Source organism: Burkholderia sp. NLJ2 (genome assembly GCF_049487195.1).
Classification (GTDB): Bacteria; Pseudomonadota; Gammaproteobacteria; order Burkholderiales; family Burkholderiaceae; genus Burkholderia; species Burkholderia pyrrocinia.
This window is the reverse complement of the sequence record NZ_CP137810.1, coordinates 2,566,525-2,589,613: the sequence shown is the minus strand read 5'-3', so window position 1 is coordinate 2,589,613 and position 23,089 is coordinate 2,566,525. Positions and strand designations below refer to the sequence as shown.

The 23,089-nt window shown below is 58.3% G+C and carries 22 protein-coding genes and 1 pseudogene; 20 read left to right on the top strand and 3 right to left on the bottom strand.

Features of this window, described 5'->3' with window-relative positions:
* The first annotated feature begins 5 nt into the window (after positions 1 to 5).
* Positions 6 to 1,313, top strand: a complete 1,308-nt coding sequence (locus R9B84_RS34120; protein WP_423761812.1) for a dicarboxylate/amino acid:cation symporter — start codon at positions 6 to 8, stop codon at positions 1,311 to 1,313.
* A 13-nt stretch (positions 1,314 to 1,326) separates the two neighbouring features.
* A complete protein-coding gene (locus tag R9B84_RS34115) occupies positions 1,327 to 2,259 on the top strand; it encodes an amino acid ABC transporter substrate-binding protein (protein ID WP_423761811.1) in 933 nt (310 codons plus the stop codon).
* A gap of 345 nt (positions 2,260 to 2,604) precedes the next feature.
* Here the strand turns inward: R9B84_RS34115 and R9B84_RS34110 are convergent.
* Positions 2,605 to 3,038, bottom strand: a pseudogene (locus R9B84_RS34110) (DUF2384 domain-containing protein).
* A 1,106-nt stretch (positions 3,039 to 4,144) separates the two neighbouring features.
* On the opposite strand from R9B84_RS34110, the gene R9B84_RS34105 reads away from it, so the two are divergent.
* On the top strand, positions 4,145 to 4,627 hold the full coding sequence (locus tag R9B84_RS34105; RefSeq protein ID WP_423761810.1) for a molybdopterin-dependent oxidoreductase: 483 nt from the start codon (positions 4,145 to 4,147) through the stop codon (positions 4,625 to 4,627).
* Positions 4,624 to 6,462 carry a hybrid sensor histidine kinase/response regulator gene (locus R9B84_RS34100; RefSeq protein ID WP_423761809.1) on the top strand — a complete coding sequence of 613 codons (1,839 nt, stop codon included), beginning with the start codon at positions 4,624 to 4,626 and terminating at the stop codon, positions 6,460 to 6,462. The genes R9B84_RS34105 and R9B84_RS34100 overlap by 4 nt, the downstream gene beginning before the upstream one ends.
* On the opposite strand, the gene R9B84_RS34095 is transcribed toward R9B84_RS34100, so the two are convergent.
* Positions 6,452 to 7,303, bottom strand: coding sequence for a helix-turn-helix domain-containing protein (locus R9B84_RS34095; RefSeq protein WP_423761808.1), 852 nt, complete (start codon positions 7,301 to 7,303; stop codon positions 6,452 to 6,454). The genes R9B84_RS34100 and R9B84_RS34095 overlap by 11 nt on opposite strands.
* A gap of 503 nt (positions 7,304 to 7,806) precedes the next feature.
* Here R9B84_RS34095 and R9B84_RS34090 point away from each other — a divergent pair.
* The 6 genes from R9B84_RS34090 (at position 7,807) to R9B84_RS34065 (ending at position 12,966) form a co-directional block, all read left to right on the top strand.
* A complete protein-coding gene (locus R9B84_RS34090; protein WP_423761807.1) occupies positions 7,807 to 8,400 on the top strand; it encodes a TIGR00730 family Rossman fold protein in 594 nt (197 codons plus the stop codon).
* A 62-nt stretch (positions 8,401 to 8,462) separates the two neighbouring features.
* Positions 8,463 to 9,329, top strand: coding sequence for a thymidylate synthase (locus R9B84_RS34085; RefSeq protein WP_423761806.1), 867 nt, complete (start codon positions 8,463 to 8,465; stop codon positions 9,327 to 9,329).
* Positions 9,319 to 9,882 carry a DUF84 family protein gene (locus R9B84_RS34080; protein ID WP_423761805.1) on the top strand — a complete coding sequence of 188 codons (564 nt, stop codon included), beginning with the start codon at positions 9,319 to 9,321 and terminating at the stop codon, positions 9,880 to 9,882. The genes R9B84_RS34085 and R9B84_RS34080 overlap by 11 nt, the downstream gene beginning before the upstream one ends.
* Entirely contained in the window at positions 9,879 to 11,171 is a 1,293-nt protein-coding gene (locus R9B84_RS34075) for an amidohydrolase family protein (protein ID WP_423761804.1), read from the top strand. The genes R9B84_RS34080 and R9B84_RS34075 overlap by 4 nt, the downstream gene beginning before the upstream one ends.
* Entirely contained in the window at positions 11,168 to 11,773 is a 606-nt protein-coding gene (purN, locus tag R9B84_RS34070) for a phosphoribosylglycinamide formyltransferase (RefSeq protein ID WP_423761803.1), read from the top strand. The genes R9B84_RS34075 and purN overlap by 4 nt, the downstream gene beginning before the upstream one ends.
* Positions 11,770 to 12,966 carry an MFS transporter gene (locus R9B84_RS34065; protein ID WP_423761802.1) on the top strand — a complete coding sequence of 399 codons (1,197 nt, stop codon included), beginning with the start codon at positions 11,770 to 11,772 and terminating at the stop codon, positions 12,964 to 12,966. Before purN ends, R9B84_RS34065 begins: the two co-directional genes overlap by 4 nt.
* Positions 12,967 to 13,493: 527 nt before the next feature.
* Here R9B84_RS34065 and R9B84_RS34060 read toward each other — a convergent pair.
* Positions 13,494 to 14,405 carry a LysR family transcriptional regulator gene (locus tag R9B84_RS34060; RefSeq protein ID WP_423761801.1) on the bottom strand — a complete coding sequence of 304 codons (912 nt, stop codon included), beginning with the start codon at positions 14,403 to 14,405 and terminating at the stop codon, positions 13,494 to 13,496.
* Between the two features lie 98 nt (positions 14,406 to 14,503).
* Between R9B84_RS34060 and R9B84_RS34055 the strand changes: the two genes are divergently transcribed.
* The 10 genes from R9B84_RS34055 (at position 14,504) to R9B84_RS34010 (ending at position 23,068) form a co-directional block, all read left to right on the top strand.
* On the top strand, positions 14,504 to 15,877 hold the full coding sequence (locus R9B84_RS34055; RefSeq protein WP_423761800.1) for a hypothetical protein: 1,374 nt from the start codon (positions 14,504 to 14,506) through the stop codon (positions 15,875 to 15,877).
* Entirely contained in the window at positions 15,874 to 17,673 is a 1,800-nt protein-coding gene (locus R9B84_RS34050) for a class II fructose-bisphosphate aldolase (protein ID WP_423761799.1), read from the top strand. The genes R9B84_RS34055 and R9B84_RS34050 overlap by 4 nt, the downstream gene beginning before the upstream one ends.
* Before the next feature lie 3 nt (positions 17,674 to 17,676).
* Positions 17,677 to 18,621, top strand: coding sequence for a DMT family transporter (locus R9B84_RS34045; RefSeq protein ID WP_423761798.1), 945 nt, complete (start codon positions 17,677 to 17,679; stop codon positions 18,619 to 18,621).
* Positions 18,587 to 19,078: a YbaK/EbsC family protein gene (locus R9B84_RS34040; RefSeq protein WP_423761797.1), complete on the top strand. Its 492-nt coding sequence runs from the start codon at positions 18,587 to 18,589 to the stop codon at positions 19,076 to 19,078. Before R9B84_RS34045 ends, R9B84_RS34040 begins: the two co-directional genes overlap by 35 nt.
* 90 nt (positions 19,079 to 19,168) lie before the next feature.
* A complete protein-coding gene (locus R9B84_RS34035; protein WP_423761796.1) occupies positions 19,169 to 20,071 on the top strand; it encodes an EamA family transporter in 903 nt (300 codons plus the stop codon).
* Between the two features lie 7 nt (positions 20,072 to 20,078).
* A complete protein-coding gene (locus R9B84_RS34030; protein ID WP_423761795.1) occupies positions 20,079 to 20,465 on the top strand; it encodes a GFA family protein in 387 nt (128 codons plus the stop codon).
* Between the two features lie 44 nt (positions 20,466 to 20,509).
* Positions 20,510 to 21,304, top strand: coding sequence for a hypothetical protein (locus R9B84_RS34025; RefSeq protein WP_423761794.1), 795 nt, complete (start codon positions 20,510 to 20,512; stop codon positions 21,302 to 21,304).
* Positions 21,305 to 21,424: 120 nt separating this feature from the next.
* Positions 21,425 to 22,006, top strand: a complete 582-nt coding sequence (locus R9B84_RS34020) for a GNAT family N-acetyltransferase (protein ID WP_423761793.1) — start codon at positions 21,425 to 21,427, stop codon at positions 22,004 to 22,006.
* A complete protein-coding gene (locus R9B84_RS34015) occupies positions 22,003 to 22,479 on the top strand; it encodes a hypothetical protein (RefSeq protein ID WP_423761792.1) in 477 nt (158 codons plus the stop codon). The genes R9B84_RS34020 and R9B84_RS34015 overlap by 4 nt, the downstream gene beginning before the upstream one ends.
* A 1-nt stretch (position 22,480) precedes the next feature.
* Positions 22,481 to 23,068, top strand: a complete 588-nt coding sequence (locus R9B84_RS34010; RefSeq protein ID WP_423761791.1) for an isochorismatase family cysteine hydrolase — start codon at positions 22,481 to 22,483, stop codon at positions 23,066 to 23,068.
* The last annotated feature ends 21 nt before the right edge of the window (positions 23,069 to 23,089 follow it).

Here is a 23,089-nt window from a genome sequence, read left to right as displayed (position 1 = left end):
TTAAGATGAGAAAGAAGAAATCTTCAGCGGTATGGATTCTGATCGCGATGTTGATCGGCATTGCGATTGGCTACATGATCTATACGGAGTTTCCCGATAAGAAGGTGTCAACGGAAATCGCCGGCTACATTTCACTCGTGTCCGATGTCTTTCTGCGGCTGATCAAGATGATTATCGGCCCGCTCGTATTCTCGACGCTCGTCGTTGGGATCGCCCATATGGGGGACGCGTCGTCGGTCGGGCGGGTTTTCGTGAAGGCGTTCGCCTGGTTCATCACGGCATCGGTAACGTCGTTGTTGCTTGGCCTTCTGATGTCGAACCTGCTCCAGCCCGGCCTGAACCTTGGCTTGCCATTGCCCGACATCGGCGCGTCGGTAAACCTCGCGACGTCGAAGTTCACACTTAAGGATTTCGTCGGGCATATGGTGCCGCGCTCGTTTGCCGAAGCGCTGGCAAACAACGAGATCCTCCAGATCGTCGTGTTCTCGATGTTTTTCGGTGTCGCACTCGCTGCGCTCGGAGAGAAGGCAAAGGTTCTTGTCGCTGCAATCGACCAGCTTTCGCATGCGATGCTGAAGATCACCGGCTACGTGATGAAGCTCGCTCCGCTCGCAGTATTTGCTGCAATGGCTTCGACCGTCGCAGTGAACGGGTTGTCGATCCTGTTGAAGTTTGCGGTGTTCATGGGTGATTTCTACCTTAGCCTCTTCTTGTTGTGGGGGCTCCTCACGTTTGCGGGCTTCGTTTTCCTTGGGCCGCGCGTACTGAAGCTGCTCGCACTGATCAAGGAGGCTTTCATGCTGTCGTTCGCGACTGCAAGTTCGGAGGCCGCATATCCGAAGATTCTCGATGCACTTGACCGCTTCGGTGTTAATCGGAAGATTTCGAGCTTCGTGATGCCGATGGGATACTCGTTTAACCTCGACGGCTCGATGATGTACTGCACGTTTGCGACCCTCTTTATCGCGCAGGCGTACAACATTCATCTGTCGCTTGGCACGCAGATCACGATGCTGCTCGTACTGATGCTGACATCGAAGGGGATGGCCGGGGTGCCGCGCGCGTCACTCGTCGTCATTGCCGCAACGCTGACCCAGTTCCAGCTGCCGGAGGCAGGTCTCTTGCTTATCCTCGGCGTCGATACGTTCCTCGACATGGGCCGCTCGGCGACTAACGCCGTAGGTAACTCGATTGCGAGCGCGGTTGTCGCAAAGTGGGAGGGCGCACTGTTGTCGGAGAGCGATGCAAAGGTGAATGCGGCACGTCTTGATGCCGAGGTCAAGGCGACGCTTGCACAACCTGCTGACGCGTGACAGGAGCTGCGTGATGACGATTCATGGGTTCCGGACGGCTCTCGTCGTCGCTGGCCTATTCGCCGCGTCCGCAGCGGCGAATGCACAGGATGCGGCCGACCTATCTTCGGCGGCGCCACCGGTCACGTTATCGGGAACGCTTGAGAAGGTGCGCGATAGCGGAACGATCGCGCTTGGCTACCGCGATTCGTCGGTGCCGTTCTCGTTCCTCAACACACGCAACGAGCCGATTGGTTATTCGATCGAGTTGTGCAAAGCGCTCGTGTCCGCGATCGAGGATTCGATCAACAGGAGCGTGTCCATTCGCTGGGTGCCGGTCACTGCTGACAACCGGATCGATCAAGTTGTCAACGGTCAGGTCGACCTCGAATGCGGATCCACGACGAGAAGCCTGGAGCGTCAGAAGCGCGTCGCGTTTTCGCCGATCATCTACGTTTCCGGCACGAAGGTGATGGTGAAGGCGGGGGCGCCGATCCGCTCGTTCCGCGACCTCGCGGGTAAGAAGGTCGCAGTGACAGCCGGCACGACCAACGAGAAGACGCTGCGCGATCTCGACCAGAAATTCAACCTTGGGATGCAGTTGCTGGTGGTACGTGAACACAAGGAAGGTTTCGAAGCGGTCGCGAGCGGGCAAGTGGATGCGTTTGCAACCGACGAAGCGTTGCTTTACGGCTTGATCGCACAGGATGCGGGCAGGCACGGGAAATTCCAAGTCGTTGGCGACTATCTTTCTTATGAACCGTATGGAATTATGTTCCGGCGTGGTGACCCACTGCTCGCGCAGGTCGTAAAGACCACATTCGAGGAACTGGCAGCGGACGGAGAGATCGAGCGTCAGTACAAGCGCTGGTTCCTTCGGAAACTGCCGACCGGGACGAGTTTGAACCTACCAATGAGTACGCATCTGAGGATAATTATTCAAACGATGGGTGCGAAGACGGAGTGAGTGGCGATCTTGGCGTCAGCGACCCGGTGCCATCGGGTGCCGGGTCGTTTCGGACGTGCGAGTGGCCGAAAGTTCGGGTAGCGCAGACGGGTTGTGGTGCCGGGCTTGTATCATCGGTCGAGGTTGGCCAAGAAAGTTTCCAATTGATCCGGGTCGATGATGCGTGCGCGTGTCCGAAATACACCACGCATCGAGCGGGCATTTGAAGAGGTGGGGCAGGCAACATACCGCGGAACAACGTCCAGTCCAATATGCCCCGCTCCCTGTTTTCCGTCGCCGAACATAGGTCAGCTTTGACCTGCGAGTAACCGTTATTCGGCTGACCTACAACGTGTGTTCCCCGCCTTACCCAGCTGCACCTGCCTCAAGCGAAACGACATACCGAAGCAAGTCGTCAACGCGTCCTTCCGGCACTAATTGTTCAGCAGTCTTGTAGTCGAAGATCGGCAACGGCTCATTTCGATACCAGAAGAGTGCGCACTGTACATCCCCGGCGATATCGTTCGCGGCTCGGATAATCCGGATGGCATCCCGAAGGTACTTTTGCACGCTTTCGGAGCCCGCCAGGCGGCTCACGGTATTGCGATGGACATGGGCAAACCGTTCGAGCGTTTGCATATCGATATGCAAGGTGGCTGCGAAGCGTCGTGCCGAAACGATCGGCGCGGCGCTCTCCGGGTCCCTCAAGGACGCCGGAACTGGTCGAAGCCGTTGGGCGGTGTTGAACCGCAGGCGACGTCAGGATTCCTAACAGATTGCTGGATGCGCACTATTTGCATATTTAGAGCTCATCTTGATTGGCGTCGTCGGATGCTGATACGCACTTCTACGACGATACCTGTCGTCGACGTTCCGTCGAGACACTCGGACGGGACGGCCATAATCCCGAAGACGACTTTCCGGAGAATTTCCGTGCCAAAAGACACCTTTTCTGCGACGAGCAACATGCAGTTGTCTCAGAACAGATGTCCAAGTCCTTGATTTTTCTCGCGCGCGGGCCAAAGACAATTTTTCTGAGAGTCCACTGCATTTGTCGTCTCTCGGAAAAGATGCCCGCAGTCTCAATATGTTGTCTTTGAATAAAACGCGACATTTTACGAACCAAAGATGTGATCTGCTTCATCCTGTGGTGAATCGTGGGTCAATATTTTGCCGAAGAGGTTTTCGGCGCAATGTTCGATCGGCGACGTCATATCTTTGTCGCCCCGTTGGGAGCGCTCGACCACCACTTCACTTCGGATACGTGCGCAAGACCCTGACATATAGCCGAGATTGACCCTGTTTAGAGATTCGATGTACTCGCCGTTCCAAAGCGTCGACGTATGGCGGGATCGTATTCGAAACGGCTGCCCGGGGTCCCGATATGTTGTTTTTGAAGAAAAAGTAACATCACACTGATTTGCATTCGGACGTACTGCCTATCTTCTCCCTGAATGGACTGACATTCTCACTTCTTGGCGACGTAAATTTTGCGAGATTCGTTACTTTTCTACTTCTTGCTATCGAGACGATCAAGATGGAGCGGTGTTGGATGCCGGTCCCATCGAGCTAATAAAGCGTCGCTCTGAGACTTATGCGCGCGAAACACGGACTCATCGGCGTTACCTGCTGCAATAACGCACCGTAACGCTCTCGCCTCGACATGGGCGATCAACAGCATCACCCGTGCTATCGTTGGCTACGGTATGCTTCATACGTTCGCTTCACTCATGCCTGAAGGCGTTGGCTCACCGCTGACATTGATCTCGCGACTCCGGGTGTGACAGTTCCTGGTCACAATCGAGTTTGGTTTGACGGGCGTCTCATGTTTTTGCGGGTTTGAATAAATAAACTGAATTGCATTTCACCAAACAAGCGTCATTTTTTGGGGATGGCAGGTGATAAAATGAAAAGCGCTTTTGTGGTAATGGCAATGTGGTCGATGACCTGGTGTAACAGTGGGTATTGCTACAATTTAACAATATCGGGGAATATCAGTAATTTTACCGACCCCGAGGCCAAGGAATATGTGTTTACGGAAGCCGACCTGATGCGACTTCCTGTCACGACGATCCGAACGTCCACGGCTTGGACGCCAGCCAGTCTGTTTGAAGGTGTTTCGGTACTGGATATTTTGAAGAAAGTCGGCGGCAAGGGAACATATATCACTGCATACACGCTGGACGACTATTATGGAGATATTCCAATATCGGATTTTGAGAAGTATGGTGCTATCCTTGCCTACAAAATGAATGGCAAATATCTTCCCATAGAGAATTTCGGGCCATTCTTTATTGTTTATCCTAGAGATACGGGTGGAGGGGAGTTGAGTGGTCCGCTGTACAGTACACGATTCATCTGGCAAATATACAAAATCGTCGTGAAATGAAATTGGACAAATTGCCGCGTGCGAGCGGCGTGTACGGCTACTTTCTGGTGCTGACGCTCCTGATGTTGGCGGCAATGTCGTCGGCCGTCTATTGCTACAACAACCTGTTCTCCGAGCGAAATTTCCTCTCGCTCGTCGGGACGCAGGAAAATTACGCATCATCCACAGCACAGTTCGAATCCCGTCTTGCCGACTTTGAATTACTTCTCGACAGGAAGGATTGGGGTTGCCTGAGCCAGTGCAAGGATGTGCAGACGGAATTCAAGATTCTTGAGTCAAAGTTCTTTGTTCTATCGAATCACTCGGAATCTACCCGGTTGCTTTATGCGGAACCGGGCTACGCGGAACAGGTGGACCGGATTCGGGCGTTGTTCTCGGACGTAGAGCAAATTCTGGCCCGGCCCAAGGTCCCTTCGGTGCAACTGGAGGCGGCGGCACTGAAGATACGGCGGGTACGGCTCGAGGCGCGGAACCTGTCGACGCTCGCCGCGCATGCCGAGGCGAAGCAACGCGATCGCACCTATCAGATGTTCCTGCTGAATCGCAAGATTATCCTGATCGGTGTATCGATCATTATCATGTCGGCCGCGATTATCGGACTCGTCACTATCTTCAACATCAGGCAGCAAATGAAGACGATCCGGCAACAAGCGCGTGCGCTGGACGCGGAGCGTCGGGCGACTGCTGCTGCGGGCGAGGCGATTCGGGCCAAGAACGCGTTCCTGGGCGCGATTGGCCACGAACTCAGAACACCGCTGCAGAGCATCATGTCCGCGATCGATGTGATTGCCGGATCGAGGATCGGACTCGAGCATACCGACACCATCAAGCGCCTTGAGCTTGCCGTAGATCAGATCGAGTCGCAGATGCGCGATCTTGCGGACTATGCCCGGCTCGACAGCGGAAAGCTCGAATTGCGAAACAGCGATTTCGAACTTGAACCGATCCTTCGTGCAACGGCCTCCGAGGCGGTCGCGTTGATTGGCAAGAAGCCAGTCAGGCTGATCTGCGAAAGTCAGGGGCTGGATGGCGTCTATCTGCATTCGGATGCGGTCAGGATCCGGCAGATCATGACGAACCTGCTGTCGAACGCGATCAAGAACACCAGGGATGGGGACGTCAAGCTGTCGTGCGAGCTACAGTCTGCCGGAAGCGCCGGACGTCTGATTCTGAAGGTTGAGGATACTGGCGCCGGCATCCCCGCGGACAAGCTTGAGTATATTTTTCAGCCATTCACACAGATCGGTCAGCGACAGTCGAACATTCATGACGGCGCGGGCATGGGACTGTCCGTCGTGAAGGGGCTGGTCGATCTGTTCGGTGGCGAGATTCGCGTGAAGAGCGAAGTTGGCCGAGGCAGTGCATTCACAGTGAACCTGCCCGTGAAAGTGTCCCGTGGCGACAATGCGTTGATACCGGTGCCGGGCCGACAGGAATCGCCTGAACCGTCTACGTTCGCGTCGCCTCCCCACGTGCTGGTTGTCGACGACAATCCTTCGGCACTCAGGGCGTTCGCGTCGCTACTGGATCAGATCGGCTGTACGCACGAGGCATGCGAGTCGGCGGAACGAGGGATACAGAAGCTCATGAGGCGCCCGTACGACGCGCTCATGCTCGACTTGAACATGCCTGAGCGCGATGGCCTCTCGGTCGTACGTGAACTACGTCTGACACGCGGCCCGAACCACCGGATTCCGGTAATCGGCGTCAGTGCGCACGCGCCCGAGTTGCTGACGAAGGAACAGGCGGCATTGTTCGATGACTATCTGATGAAGCCGGTCCGCCGGGAGGTACTGTTGCGCACGCTGGTGCGTCTGACATCCGTCAGCGATTGAAGTAGCGATCGAATGCAGCCTTGATGACCGATAGCCTGATCGGTTTTTCATAGGGCCCGAGGATGTCGAAGGTTCGCATTGCGCGAGCGATTTGCGACTCACGCTCCGAGGTGTTGAGTTGTCCGGTCAGTACAAGAATGGGAGCATCGGGATTCTCGGATTGCCTTATCTTCGTCATGCAGCTCTCCGAGGTGTCCTGACCGATGATCCAGTCCACGACGAAACCGTCGAACATCTGATCGCGGACCGCATCGTTGAAGGACTGGATATCGTAATAGGCCTGCGTGTTGAATCCCTGATTGCGCAAGTACTTGGATAGCTCGTCGGCAGCCTCGGCCGAGTCGTCGAGAATCGCGATGCTTAAGCGGCGGATCTCCTCGACAGTTGGCCTGATCGTGATCAGGCGCACGCTGTGCAGTTGACCTTCAGGTGCATTGTCTGCTGTATGGATGAACCAACGACCGTCGGTTTCCAGTGCGACCAGATCGCCGCGCTGGTCCGCAGACAAGGCCAGGCCGATATGCGCTTGGCACGGGATCGCTGTGTTACCGATAACGAGCGACGCGGCGGTTGGGTCTCCCTCCACGGGGGCGGAGTCTGCTTGAGACTCGCCAAACAGTTGGCCGACGTCCTCGCCGAACTCCGCGGTAATCTGATTAACCTGGTGAATCGCCCAGGGGCTCTGGCCTTTCAGCTTTCGATGAGCCTGCGAGAAACTCAGGTTCAGGATCCGACTGATGGTGCCAGCGTGTTGACGTCTGCCGATGCCGTTCTTTGTGAGAATTTCCCTGATCCGTTGGGCGATCAGAGTCGCGCTGACGTCGTGTTCGGAACTTTCCATTTTCAATAGTGGATGATGAGTCGAGGCGTGCCGGTGTTACGGGCCGCCCGGCAGAGGGGCGCCGCAGGCTGGCAGTGTGAACGTTGCGATCCACGCTAAGTATTACACGCATGACCGGCCTGCGGGGACCCTGTCAAAAGCACAAAACATTGCGTTTCATGCCATAACGTCCCTGCTCGCTCCTCTCTTCTCGCTAATATTGCATAGCATGTGAGGTTATTTTCTATAAAAAGCGCTTGACACGCGATTCCCGCTGTCTAAAATGCCTTTCCATGCGATGTTTGTGTTGCGCGAGATGCCATGTTTTTGGGCGCCCCGCATCCTCATCGCTTTCGATGTGTGTCAAGTAACAGTCGTGTCGCCCCAAATCGCGCCCTGCATCCGTGCGATCGAAGGTATCCAATACGACCTGCATCCTGTTTCACCAAGCGTCTCGTAGTCCCTGAAAGAAGCATCGGCCAACCATGCAGATGCTCGACACAAGCAGATAATCAGGATAGCTAATGACAATCGATCGGTATCCCACCGGTTTCAGAGTAACCGTCTACGCAGGATCGTCGTTTGGCGCCAGTCCGGCGTTCTCCCGCGAGGCGGAGCGGTTCATTACGGACGTGGTGTCGTCAGGCGCGGAGATTGTGTATGGCGGCGGAAAGGTCGGCTTGATGGGCGTGGTGGCCAAGGCGGCACTGACCGCCGGGGGCAAGGTCACGGGTGTCATCCCGCGAGCGCTGACCAGCGCGGAGATTTCCCATACATCATTGAGCACCCTGCACATTGTCGATTCGATGGCAACACGCAAGAAGCTGATGGAGGATCTGGGCAACTGCTTCGTCGCGCTGCCCGGTGGCATCGGAACGATCGAAGAAACCATCGAGGTTCTGTCGAACCTGATCCTTGGAAATCACAAGAAGCCGATCTTCCTGCTGAACGTCAACCACTATTGGGATCGTCTGCTGGATCTGGTCGCCCATGTCGTGGAGGCAGGATTTGCCAATGCGCTTGAAGGAAAGCTCTTGATGCGGATCAACAGCAACGCAGAGCTGTTGGTCGGGCTGAAGCAATGGAGTCCACCGCTTCCCCGTTGGGGTGAGAGCTGATTGCTGTTGCAGTTCCGTTTGTAGAAGTCGGGAAGTCGAAATTTAACCATTCAAAAATAATCATGGAAAATTTACTTCTGAAAACCAATCCGAGGGCCGACGTCCATCATGGATTCACCAACATCTACGGCGACACTGTCGATGATCTGGTGAGGCAAGGCATTCGCAACATTGTCCAGGAAGGGCGGCCCATCAAGTCGCGGGCCGGAGACGCGACCCAGGCTTACGGCGTCAACTACGTCCTGAACAATCCGCGCAATCGCGTCCATTCGCTTCGCAACGGGGCAAAGAAGTACTTTTGTCGCGAGCTGATTGCATACTTCAGCGGCAGCCTCAAGGCAGAGAGCGGCCTGGCCAATGCATCGAAATTCTGGATGACCCTGACGGACAAGGATGGCAACGTCAACTCGAACTACGGCTATTACGTATTCTACGAGCCCGTCGAGAAATACGGTAACCAGTACAACTGGATCGTCAGCATGCTCACTGCGAACCAGGATTCCCGCCGCGCGATCATCAACATCAACCAGAACTATCACAAATCGGACACAAAGGACTTTCCTTGCACGATCGGGATGCAGTTTTTCATTCGAGAAAATCATCTGTATTGCGAAACGATTTCACGGAGCACGGACGTCATTACCGGTTTGCCGTATGACATGGGCTTCTTCTCGTTCATACACGAGCTGATCTACAGCGATCTCGTGTCGCGCGGCTGCAATCAGCTCAAACTGGGATCGACGATCATGAAGACCACGTTTACCCAGATCTACGACCATACGATGTCGAAAGCCAAAGACGCGATCGACGGGCGCGGCGAATCCGAGGCAATGCCGCTGATCCTTTCTGCCAGCGAAACGCTTGACGACATCTACAAGGGATCGGCGAAGACGGACATCATGAAATGGATCTACGACAATGCCGAATGAAACAACAGTGATCGCGATTGCATCGGAGAACGCGGCGAAGATCAACGCACTTCGCGGCGTGGCGGACGCGGTTTTCGGATCGCACCGAATTGTCGCCATCGCAGCAGAATCCGGCGTGTCCGAAACGCCAGCCAGCGATGTCGAGGCAATCCGGGGATGTACGAACCGACTTGCCGCAATGCAGTCATCGTGCAAGGAAGCCGTCGACTATTGGGTCGCGCTCGAAGGGCTGGTCGAACGGTCCGCATTCGGTGACTTCGTCTACGGTTGGGCCGCGGTTCTCAAGACAGGGCGGACGCGACCAACCTATGGATGCAGCGGAAAAGTCATGCTTCCGACCGGGCTGATCGACGCCATGCCTGCCGGTGCTCGATTGTCGACGTACGTGAAGGATACGCTGGACGCGGACGGCGATAGCTGGATCGATGTGCTCGGAACAAATGGATTCCTCACGCGCGGACTCTATGATCGGACCATGGAGTTCGAGACTGCCATACGCTGTGCGCTCGGTTCGTCTCTGCATATCGACAATGCGGAGCGTGTGTTGCCATGAGCGATGATGTTCTGTACGCAAACATCGAATACTTCGAACCCGAAACCTGCGGGCTCGTGAAGGCCGACATCCTCATCGGCGAAGGCGTGATCCGTGACATCTATCCCGCAGGGGAGGGACCGCGCACCGGAAACCAGGTGATCGACGGTGCGGGCTGCCTGATGTTTCCCGGATTGGTCAATGCACATCTGCATCCGAGCAAGGAACTCTACGGTGACCTGCACGATTTTTCGCCGATCCAGGTCGTGCTGGACACCGTACATAAAAACAACGCGCTCGAGAGCGAGCAAACTCAACGGACGTCGGCACTGTACAGCATCCTGCGTAATGTGCGGGCGGGAGTGACGAGCTTTGGGATCTTTACGAGCCGCTTCGAGACCGATGCGTACGCTTGCGAGGCAGTGGGGGTACGCGCGTCGATTCAGTTCTGCCAGAGTGACCAGTGGCTGGGCACCGGTAGCAAGCCGGCCGCATATGGAATCGACGAAATCCTGAGCAGATACGAGCGGTCCGTTGCAGGGTACGAATCTTCGCGGATCCACTTATCGCCTGCGACCGCCTCCGAGTTGTCTGCAAGCGATGACCTCGTGCGACAGTTGCATGCGCTCGCGAAGCGCTCTGGCAAGAAGTTCGCCATGCACATCCACGAAGGGCCCACACAGGTCGCATCGTTCAGGGAGGCGCGCGGCACCAGCGCGCTTCACCATCTCGAATCGCTGGGTGTGCTGGACGAACACGCCACACTGGTACATGCCAGTAGTGTCGACGACTCCGACATCGAGATCTTGCGGCGGTCGAGAGCGAACCTGATTCATTGCCCGATCAGCAACAGCTTTGTCGGTGCAGGCCGGATGCCGGTCAGGAAATTTCTTGATGGCCAGCACGTCGGACTCGGGACCGACGCTGCGATGGTGAATCCGGAAAACCGCCTGACGAATGACGCGATGTTCTGCCTGTACCACCATGGCGTACACGACTTGACGGAAAAGCCGGGCGCGCGGGACGTGTTCCGGATGTTGACGGTATCGGGTGCGGAAGCGATTGGCCTGCGGCGCCTTGGCGCAATCCGCGCTGGCTGGCTGGCCGATTTCCTGATCTACCGGCGCGCGCGGCTGCGCGAAGCGTATAGCGACACGCCGATCGGTAATCTCCGATTGCTGCGGAACGAAAGTCCGGATGAAGTTTTCGTTGGCGGAACGAAGATTTTCGCCGATGGCACTTTCTTATGCTGCGACGGCGACGCATGGCAGGCAGGGTTCGCGACACTCAAAGAAGGAATCACGGCATGAAGAAGATCGCATTTTTGTTTTCCGGTCGGGGTTCCCTGATCCGGTCGGTCATGAAAGGCGTCGATCGTGCATCCGTGCCGGCGGAAATCGCACTGGTGATCACCAATAACAAGGATTTTCCAGCCACCGGCGGGACGCTGATCGATCGCTTCGACGTCACGCGAATCCTGCACTCCGAATTCGCCGACCGCGAACTGTTCGAAGCGGCTATCGCGCATCAACTCGACGCGCACGCTGTCGATCTGATCGTCCTGGGAGGATTCCGCCGGATATTCTCGCCGGCTTTCGTCAACAAGTACGGGACCCGGACGATCAATACGCATCCCTCGATTCTTCCCGCGTTTCCCGGTGACAAGGCGCAGCGGCGCGCACTCGAAGCCGGCGTGAAGGTGACAGGCGCGACGGTGCATTTCATCAACGACGAGGTCGACGCGGGGCCGATCATCGATCAGGGCGTCGTGCATATCTCGGCGGGTATGACCGAGCCGGAGCTGAAGGACGAAATAATCAAGGTCGAGGAAGTCATCATTGCGGACGCGGTGAAAAATATTCTCGACGAGCGGATTGCTGTCGAGAACGGAATCGTGAGGGTCATTCAATGAAAGATAACGAAAAATCCGGAAACTTCGCGGCGGCGGTGGTCGTTGCGTTGATTCTATTCGTGGCGATTGTCAGCCTGGGTACGTCGCTTGCAATCTTGCCCATTTACGTGAACAAAGTGCTGGGCCTGTCGCCGTACTTCGTCGGCGCAGTCGTCGCAGCAGAGTCGGTGTCGACGCTGCTGTCGCGCGCCTATGCCGGTCGCTTCTCCGATACGCGCGGTCCGAAGACCGGGATGATCCGCGGTCTGCTGCTGATGTTCGTTGCCGGGGTGCTGTGCATCGCAGTGATCGGGGCAGGCGAGCCCGGTCGCTACCTCGCATTCGCCGTCGTGTTCGGCAGCCGGATTCTGATGGGTATCGGCGAGAGTCTGATCTTCACTTGCAGCGGAACCTGGCCCATCGGATTGGTGGGACGTGAGCACGCCGGCAAGATCATGTCCTGGGTGGGTATTGCGATGTTCCTGGGGCTCGCGATCGGCAATTACCTGGGCGTGTGGTCATATCAGGCCGCTGGATTGCTGGTCGGCGCCGCCGTGATGACGGTGCTACCGCTACTCGGAACCTTCGTCGTATGGTTCATCAAGGAAGTCAGCGTACACGACGATCACAGCCACCTTCCGCTCAGCTATGCGATAAAGCGCATCTGGAAGGCAGGGGCGGGTTTTGCACTGGCCAACGTTGGATATGCGTCGGTCACGTCGTTTCTGGCGTTGTTTTTTCTTGGAAACGGATGGAACGCCTATGCGGCTATCGCGCTCGCCCTGTTCGGAGTCGGCTACGTCTCCGCCCGGTTGTTGTTGGGATGGCGGGCGGATTCATCCGGGTTGAACACGGTGATCATTTCGCTGATTGTCGAGGCGATCGGACTGCTGTTGCTCGCCTATGCAAAGACCCCGGTTCAAGCCTCCGTCGGCTCTTTCCTCGCGGGCTTCGGGTTGTCGATGGTCTATCCGCTGCTGGCACTGCCGGCGATCAAGAGCCTCCCGGAAAAGAACATCGGACTGGCACTGAGTACTTACGAATCCTGCTTCGATATCGGTATCCTGATGGCCGGCGCTGCAGGCGGCGTGATTGCCTCGCATCTGGGTTATCCGTCGATCTTTCTCTTTGCATTCGTCTGCGCGCTGCTGTCGATCGTGTGCGCGTACCTTGCCTATCTACAGTTGTTCAGCGAAGTCAGGGCTGCAGCATGACGACGCGCTGACTTCGAAGGCCGGAGGTGAATGGCATCTCCGGCTAAAGAGGCGATGTAGTGCAGCAGGTCTTCGGTGCGTCCTTCTGATACGCGTTGTTCGGCTGTCTTGTCGTCGAATGCGGGCAAGGCTCATTGCGATACCAGAAGCGCGCGCTCTGCATATCGATATGCAGGACGGCAGCGAACCGTCGCGCCGGGATGACAGGCGCGATGGTTTCTGGGTCTCGCAAGGACGCCATGAACTGATCGAAGCTGCCGGGTGGCGCCGAGTCGCGGATGGCGTCAGGATCCATCATGGCCTGCGATGTGCACGCTATTTGCACATTCGGAGCACATATCGATTCGAGGCTCGTCAGAATCCTGGTTGATGGAGTCGGAACCGGGGCTTGATCGAGCAGCCGGCCGTCGAACGGCTTGCCAATGAGTTTGGGTTGGGCCGTTCATGTCGTCATCATGAACGGCAACAGAGAAAGTGTGTCAGGCCGACGGGTAATTAAACGGTCTGCCGGGATATGACTTACAAGATTATTTAGAAATAGAATTAAAAAGGTGATCAATAAATACCCGCACTTTCGGCGGGAGGTGCCTGTTCGGAAGATACAGTAACCAGGCAGTGCCACTATACGGCGTCACGAGTTCCCAGTCTGGAAATAACTGAACGACTTCATTGCGCTCCAACGCCGAGCGTGCGGTGAAATGCGGTAGGAATCCGATTCCGGCCCCCTCTTTCACCGCCTCGATCATGGCTTCGCTGTGGTTGACAATAAATCTTCCCCTGACCGTAACGAATCTCTCCTCTCCGTCCTGACGAAAGCACCAACGATTGTCCGAAAGCGTGTCGCCAAAGAAAAGGCAGCTATGTGTCGACAGATCATCAGGTGCAAACGGATAACCATGCTCGGAAAGATAGGTTTTCGATGCGCAAAGCACATACTGAACCGGAGAAAGCGGTTTGGCGACAAGGTTTGGTGGCGGAGTATGGTCGATACGAATAACAAAATCGACCGCATCGTCGATCAGGTCGACACTGTGATCGGTGAGTAGCAATTGCACGTCCACATCCGGATGCTCCTTCAGAAATGACGTTACATGCGGACTCACTACGATCTTGCCATATGTCATCGGCGCGCTAGCGCGCACCAGGCCATGAGGCTTTTCGATGAATTGGCCTGCAATGTCGGATACCGATTCAGCTGCCGACAGCATGTTCTCGCATGCTCGATAGACCCGCTCGCCGATTTCGCTCAGTTGCAGTTTCCGAGTGGTGCGTACGAGAAGCCGTACGCCGAGCTCCGATTCCAACCGGGAGATCTGGCGGCTTACGGCTGATGGCGTCTGGCCGAGAGACCGTGCGGCGGCGGAGAAGCTCCGAAGCTCGACGACACGGACGAACGTGGCCAAAAAAGGAAGGCGGCCGATGACCTCATTTGTGCGCATGGGGAATAGATCCTGTTCCGTAGCACGGGATTATCACATTTATTGTCTTGCAACATACTGAGAACGAGGACAAGAAACGAGCAAATTTGGAAATAGTGATGACCGATTTCGTGCAGGCAGTTGTTAATCCAATCGTAGACGAGCAACGAAAAAGCAGGTTGGTAGAAAAGATCTCAAATATCTTCGACTCGCTGCACTCTGATTTCGCACTGGATAACCTTTACCGTGCTTCGCACCTGAGCCTGACGGCGAGCGAAAACTATCCGAGCAGATTCGTGCGTACCCTGGGGGCAGGAATGCAAGGCGGATTCTATGAATTCGCTCCGCCCTACGCGGCGAATCCTGGGGAATGGTACTTCCCCGACTCGGGGGCACAAGGCTCACTGGTCGAAAAACTGGCTTCGCTCGGTAAGCAGTTGTTTGAAGCAAATTCGTTTGATTGGCGACCCAACGGGGGATCCGCAGCCGAGCAGGCCGTTCTGCTCGGTACGTGTGCTCGCGGCGATGGGTTCGTTCACTTCGCGCATAAAGACGGCGGACACTTCGCGCTGGAAGAACTGGCTCAGAAGATCGGCGTATCGATCTTTCATTTGCCTATCGAAGAGAAGAGCCTCCTGATCGACGTAAATCGGTTGGCCACGCTGATTAAAGATAATCCGCACATCAAGCTCGTCATACTTGATCAGTCGTTCAAGCTTCGCTGGCAACCTTTGTTGCAGATCCGGCAGGCACTGCCGGAGTCAGTTGTGCTCAGTTATGACGCAAGCCACGATGGCGGATTGATTATCGGCGAATGTCTGCCCCAACCGCTGCTGTTTGGTGCCGATATCGTGCATGGCAACACACACAAGACCATTCCGGGGCCACAGAAGGGATACATCGCATTCAAGAATGTCGATCACCCGGCGATGAAACATGTGTCCGACTGGGTGTGCCCGCATCTGCAAAGCAACTCGCATGCGGAACTGATTGCGCCGATGTATATCGCGTTGGTCGAGATGTCGCTTTACGGACGCGCTTATGCTGAACAGGTGATTAAAAACGCGAAGGCGCTTGCGCATGCCCTCCACGCTGAAGGCGCGCGCGTATCCGGTGAATCCTTCGGTTTTACCGAAACCCACCAGGTGCATGTCGTTGTGGGCGCCGAGCGCAAAGCGCTCGAGCTGGTGACCGGGACGCTCGCAATGGCAGGTATTCGCTGCAACAACATCGAGATACCGGGCGCGAACGGTTTGTTCGGACTTCGTCTGGGTGTACAAGCGCTGACACGTCGTGGCATCAAGGAGCACGGTATGGCGGAAGTGGCGCGCTTTCTCGTGCGGCTGATCCTCAAGAACGAGTCGCCGACGGCGATCCGCAACGAAATTGCCTCCTTTCTCGAAAGCTATCCGATCAATACTCTTCACTATTCACTTGATGCGCACTACTACACGCCGTCCGGGATCAAGCTGATGGAAGAGGTCACCGCATGACGACGTACAACTCGGGTAAGCCCGCCTATGCGATCTTCGACCATGTGACGTGGCGCGATAGCCTGTTGCGAGAGAAATTCGCCGCCGGAGGCTTGACGCCCGTGCGTAGCCCTTCCGGTCATGCGCGAGACATTCTCGGGGTCACGCCGGAGCAGTACGCAGCTTTGGTCGTGATGGATGGCGTGAACCGGCGCGGTATCGCGGGATACACGTGGATGATGCAGAAAGTGGCCGAGCTGCGCGAGCTATCGCCGACGGTCGGAGTCGTGTTCGTGAACGAGACGACGTATCCGTTACGTGCGCAGGCGATGCCGTACATGACCTGGGTGGTGGGGCGAAACGACGTCGATCTTGACTCCATCCTGCAGGTTGTCGCGTTCCAGAAATCGGAAACCAGCGCGGCTTACCGGGACGGTGGCTTTCCGTTGTCCGCGTCAGTGCATCGCGAACCCGCGTCAGACGCAGGCGAGATCGCACCGGCCTGGACTGAGACCGTGCCGAATTACAACCTCAAGCATCTGTCGATGCTGGTTCCGCTTGCGCTCGCGTCGCGCGAGCGGAACGGCACGTTGTATTGCGAAATTTCGCCCCAAGAGGCACTAACTTATTGTCGAGTGCCTTATCAGCGCGATACGAGAAAGATGGTGATGGTCGCGCTCGACGCCGTGCGCGCGGCAGTTTCGCAGGTTAATCGCAAGTTGGGCAGCAAGCTTCTGCTGCATCTCGATCATTGCGACGACCTGCAGATTATCGATCACGCGGCCAGCATAGGTTTCGATTCGATCATGGCGGACGGGTCGGCTCGCTCGCTCGAGCAGAACATCGCGTTCGTCAGGAAGGCGAAATCGATTACGTCGCGCTATCCGGTTTCGCTCGAAGGCGAAGTCGGACACATCGACGGACATGGCCCACGGCGATGGAACCGCACGCGCCCAGACGATCTCGTGCGTTTTCTCGAGGAGACCGGGGTTGACTATGTCGGCGTGCACGTCGGCCAGTTCCACGGATTCAGCTATGACTATCAGCGCAGTCGCGCCCACCATGCGGCGATTTACGCGGCGCGCGAATCCGCCAATGCAAACGACTGGCCGGCCTTCATTCACGCGTGCCAGGAACTGGACGAGGCGCTGGATCAGCTCGGCATCACTCGCACGAGCGAAGAACGCAGGATCCTGGCGCACTGCGCGACTCTGGCGCTCGATGGAGGTTCGACCGCCCCTGCCAGTGTCGCCGGACTGCTCGGTATGGTCGGAAGCAATGAACCATTTCGCATCCAACCGCTGCTGTCGGAACTCGAGGCGCGTTGGTTGCAACGCCGTGTCTCCGATGTGCAGCGACGCAACGCGCTCTGGCGAGAAATCTTCCAAGGTGCCGACCAGGAAAAACGCACAGGCTACGCGCGTGTGGATTGGGACCTGCTGAGCGGTCTGTCGGGCATTGCGGCTCGCAATGCGTCCGCACTGGTCATTCATGGCGGATCGTCGATTCACGATGACGATCTGCGCCTGCTCGGCCACGATGGCGTCGCCCGCGTCAATTTCGGTACGCAAATCTTCGCCGACTACCTGACCCATCTCGCTGCGGAACACGCGGTCGACGCGTCGCAACAGCTCGCATCGCACCTCGGCACATTGACGTTCCTCGACGAGTACGCGGGACAGTGGGAACGCTGGCTCAATCGGCCGCCCGCCGGCATCGTCGCGTTTTCGGAACGAATCATCGCGAAACACCTGAGCCTGTTCGCGCCGAGCAGCGCGTCCGTATCGTCCGTCGCATCTCTCGCATTGACCGACTAACCGATGAAACACGAAGCCAAACTCGCGATGGTTGTCTTCATATGGGGTGTCAACTATCTGGTGATCCCGTATGGCGTCGGCGCCATGGGATCCGGACCGTTCACGCTGATGCGATTCGCGATCACGCTGCCGATCCTGTTCATGCTGATGGCGTGGCGACGCGATTTCCGGATCGACCGTGGCGACTGGGGCCGCATCGCGTTGATCGGCATTGCCGGGACCACCGGCTACCAGGCCGCCTTCGCGGCGGCGGTGGACCTGACCACGACGACGAACGCCGCGATCCTTTTTTCGTTGTCTCCCATATTCTCAGTGATCCTCAATTATATGACGGGGCGAGAGAAGCCGACCGTCGTGAACTGGCTCGGCCTCGCGATCGCATTTATCGGCGGCGCGGTGATGGTGCTAAGCGACGGCCAGGGGATCAGCGTGGAATCGAAACACCTGACAGGCGACGCGCTGATGCTGCTGGCCGCGATCCTGTGGGCGGTGACGGCGTTCCTGTCCGAGGACTGCCTGAAGAAATACGGCGGATTGAAGACGACCGCATGGAGTCTTCCGTCCGGCGTGGCAGGGCTCATTGTGTTCTCAGGTTCCGCGTATGCGCGTCTCGATCTGGCTGGTGTTCCGGCATCCGCATGGTGGTCGCTCGCATTCGCGATCCTGGGCGCGACCGTGATCGGCGTGGTGATGTTCTACGACGCGTTGCCTCATCTCGGCACCAGGCAGGTCATGAGCTCGATGTACCTGATTCCGGCCATCGCGATCGTGAGTTCATGCGTGCTGACGCGATCGTGGCTGACCGGCGCGGAACTGGCCGGCATCGCGTTGGCGCTGTTCGGGGTGACGCTGGCGAAGCGGAAGACGGGCGATACGCTGCCGATGAGCGTCGCGCCGGAGCCGGTCGAGGTGCTTGGATCGTCGTCGCGGGGACAACGCAATGTTTGATTACCTGACCGGCCTGCTGACGGAGAAGGGCGCGACGTTTCGCGTGATCGAGCATCCGCCGGAAGGCAATTCGCAGCGGGTCGCGGAGGTGCGCGGCACCACGGTTTCACAGGGCGCCAAGGCAATGGTTTGCCGGATCCGCGGTGCGGACTTTCACGTGATCGCCGTCGTGCCGGGGGATCGCCGGGTCGATCTGAAGAAAGTCGCGTCGGCCGTCGGCTTTTCCCGCGCGCGCTTCATGGCGGCCGACGAGACCGTCGACATGACGGGTTGCGCGGTCGGCGCGATTCCACCGTTCCCGGTCCGACCGGACATGCGCGTGATCGTCGACCCCGAGTTGTTGGGCCGCCACGAGGACATCGCGTTCAATGCCGGTCGCCTGGATGCGTCGATCGTGTTGGCCACGAGCGACTACCTTCGCATTGTCGAGCCACAGGTTGCGTCGATCTGCGAATAGACGTGGACGGCGAGACATCCGCTGACGGCCGCCGGTCGCACGCGGATGGGCACGGCCGCGATGATTTTCTCTGACAAAGTGGGAGGCTGCATGGGAATCAGCGATCTGTCCCTGGCGCTGTTGGTGACCGCGCTTTGGGGCATCAATTTTTCGGTGATCAAGATCGGACTGGGTTCGTTCGATCCGTTCCTGCTTGCCGCGCTGCGCTTCATTTTCTGTGCGCTGCCGTGGGTATTCGTATTCAGGCGTCCGAACGTGCCGTTCAAGTACGTGTTCTGGTACGGGTTGGTGCTGGGTGCGTTGCAGTTCGGCCTGCTGTTCCTGGGTATTCGAGAAGGGCTGACCGCCGGTCTTGCGTCGGTGGTCCTGCAGCTTCAGGTGTTCTTCACGATCTGCTTCGGCGCGATCGCGCTGCACGAACGGGTCAAGGCGCGGCAACTGGCCGGCATGGCGCTCGCGTTCGCCGGCGTCGTCGCGATCGCGAAGATCGGTGGCGGTGCGAGCAATCTGCTCGCCGTGTCGCTCGTCGTGGCTGCGGCCGCTTCGTGGGGCGTCGCGAACATCATCGTCAAGAAATCCGGTGCGACCGACATGCTCGGCTTCATGGTGTGGTCGAGCCTCATCCCGCCGCTGCCGCTGCTCGCAATCGCGCTGGCCGTGAATGGACCTGCCCACGTTGTCAGCGATCTGCGACACATCGGCTGGAGCGGCCTCGGTGCGGTGCTGTACCTCGTGTATCCGACCACGCTGTTCGGCTATTCGGTGTGGAACTACCTGTTACGCAAGCACAAGACGTCGCTGGTCGCACCGCTCACGCTGCTCGTGCCGATCTTCGGGATGCTGAGCTCGATGGTGATCTTCCACGAGGCGCTGACGGCGACGAAGGTGGTGGCCATCGTGCTCGTGATCGCGGGCTTGCTGATCAACATGTTCGGCATGCCGTTGCGCAAGCAGGCGGCGGTCAATGCCGCTGCGCAGACGACGTCGCGATGAGGTGGCGATGCTGACCGGCCAGTGCTTGTGCGGCGCGGTGCGCTATCGCGTGTCCACGATGCCGTCGCGCGTCAGTTACTGCCATTGCAGCCAATGTCGCCGCTTCACGGGCGCACCCGTGTTCGCCGCGGCGCTGGTGCCGCGCGACGCGCTCGACGTCGACGGTGCGACCCGGACGTTTCGGTCGTCGCTGCATGGCGTGCGTCACTTCTGCAGTACGTGCGGATCGAGTCTCTTCTTCGAATTCGATACGAGACCGGATCGCATCGAGATTCTCGTCGGCACGCTCGACGACGCATCGAACGTGATACCGACGTTTCACGGTTTCGACGCGGAGCGAATCGCGTGGTTCGACGTGCGGGACGACCTGCCGCGTCATGCGGCGATGCCGTGATGTTTGTCGACACAAAAACCCACCACCTCACAGGAGAGGTTTACATGCCGTCCAGTTCGTCGTTCAACACGTATAGCAAGTTGCTGAATCCGGAATTCCGCACCCGGATCGACGCGATGCTCGCGCAGTTCGAGGCCGCGTTCTACGAGAAAATCGAGAAGGCGGGGGACATGCTGGAGCCCGACGCGTTCGACCTCGGCATGTACAAGCGGCACAACGTCGAGACGATCCTGCGCATCGCGCTCAAACGCGCGGTCGACCCGCTTGTCGCGAACTACTGGGCGTCGCGCGATCCGCAGCTTTGCAAGGAGTGGGGGCTGTACGGCGCCGAGGAAGGCCGGCACGACCGGATGTTCGCGCGCGACCTGCATGAAGTCGGGATGACCGACGAGGAGATCTACACGACCCGGCCGACGTTCGCGACCGAACTCCTGAACGGCTACTTCTATTACACGATGGCGACGGAAGGTCCGCTGGCGTCGATGGTCAGCGGCTTCTATCTGGAGTTCGTCGCGGGCCGTACGCAACCCGATTGGCTCGACAGCGTCGAGGTACATCTCGGCAAGGAACTGACGAAGGGCGCGCGGCGCCATCTGCAGCAGGACCTCGAGGACGATCACGTCAACATGGTCTGGAACATGATCATGCGCACGATCAAGACGCCGGTGGACGAAGCGCGCTTCGTCGAGCACCTCGTCAAGATCAACGCGTTGTTCGTGTCGTATTTCGTCGAGGTCGCGCGCAGCGTGCGTGTGCCGGCGCCGAATCCGCTCGAGGCTGCGATGACGGCGCCGGTGGCGGCGATCGGCGTTGCAGCCGAAAGCGGCGCGCTCGCGTGATCCGTATCCCGTTCGCGCCGCGCGCGATCCGTCGCCGCGGCGCACTCGCCCTGATCCGCCAGTCCACTGCATGAGGTCCCGATGAAATTCGAATGGCCGTCGTCTTTGTCGCGACAGGACATGAATGAGCTGGTCGACTTGATGAATACGGTGTCGACGCGCGAGACGACGCTCGGATTCTTCGAGCCGATCTCGGCGTCAACCGGTCTCACGATGATGGAGGCGCTCGACGCTGACATCCGTGTGCGCGCCGTTGACTTGCTGATCGCGCGCGAGCAGCCGGGCGGCCGGATCACCGGCATGCTGGTTCTTGCGCGTCAGGCGCTGCCGGCGCGGCGGCACATCGTCGAGATGAAGCGCTGCGTGATCGAACCCGCGTATCGCGGCCGATTCCTGCTCGACGGGTGGCGGCTCGCTCTCGAGCGCGTGCGCGAGATGGGCTGCGACATGATCGTCATCGACGTGCGTAGCGACGGCAAGGCCGAGCAGCTCTGGCGTCGTCTCGGCTTCGTCGAGTACGGTCGGCTCGACGACTACGCGCGCGTGAACGGCCGCGTGATCACCGGCTATTTCCTGCGCGCGTACGTGGACGACGTGATCGCGCACCAGCAGCGCACGAACACATTCTGGCACCGCCGCGAAACGGCGGCCCGCGACGAGCCCGAGCTCGCGATCGCGTCCGGCCAGCAGGACGACGCATGACGCCGGGACGCCGCAGCGCGCTGGCGTCGCTCGGCGCCATGTGCGTGCAGGGCACGTGGGCCGCATATGCGAACCATGCGTTCGGGCCCTGGATCGCCGGTCGCGCGGCCGTGGTGCAGGGTATCTGCAGCTTCGGGATGACCTATGCGGTCACGCGGCTGATCGAGTGGTCGGTCGTGCGGTTCCGCACCGACGCGCCGACGCTGCGCGCCGCGAAGACCATCGTGCTCGCAATCGGCGGGATGCTGGGCGTGCAAGTGCTCGCGCACTGGCTGGCCGGCACGCCGCACATCGCCGTGACGATCGCGCCGGCGGCATCGCTCGGCGCGATCTATTGCACGGTCTACACGATCGGCCGCGTGAAGCTTGACGAATGGCCGGCCGGCGGCAGTGCAGGGGAATCAACCATGAACGACGGCGCGGCAGCAAACGCGACCGTGGCCGTCACCCACCTATCCGACAGGAATGCATGACATGGCAGGCAACATCGCTGTACTGACGAACGATCTCCAGTACGAACTGGTCAACAAGAACCCTGAGCGCATTCGCGCGGTGGCCGACGCGAAGGACGATTTCTGCCGCTTTCTCGACGGCATGCGCGCGCGCGGCTGCGAGATCGTGCACCTGCAGCTCATCAATAGGGAGGACGACAAGAATGCCGAGCGCTACAACGGCTATCTGCCGGTGACGAAAGGCAGCGAAGGCGCGCAGATCATTGCCGATTTCCTTGCCGAATCGGATCTGGTCGTCGAGAAGAACAAGGACAGCGGCTTCTATGAGACCGATCTTCACGAGATGCTCCAGGCGCGCGGCGTCGACACTGTGGTCGTGACCGGTATGCAGACGCAGATCTGCGTGCAAACCACGGCGGCGGATGCGTTTTTCCGTGGCTACAACATCTGGGTGCCGTCCGACTGCGTCGTGTCCGCGCAGGAAGCGGACAAGAATCGGGCGCTGGAATGGCTCGACGGCTACTGCGCGACCGTGACCGATTCGGCCGACGTGCTCCGCACGATCGACGAATTTGGCCACCTGCCGCGCAAGGTCATCAAGACGCCGTGACGTACGTGCCCGCCGGGCGCC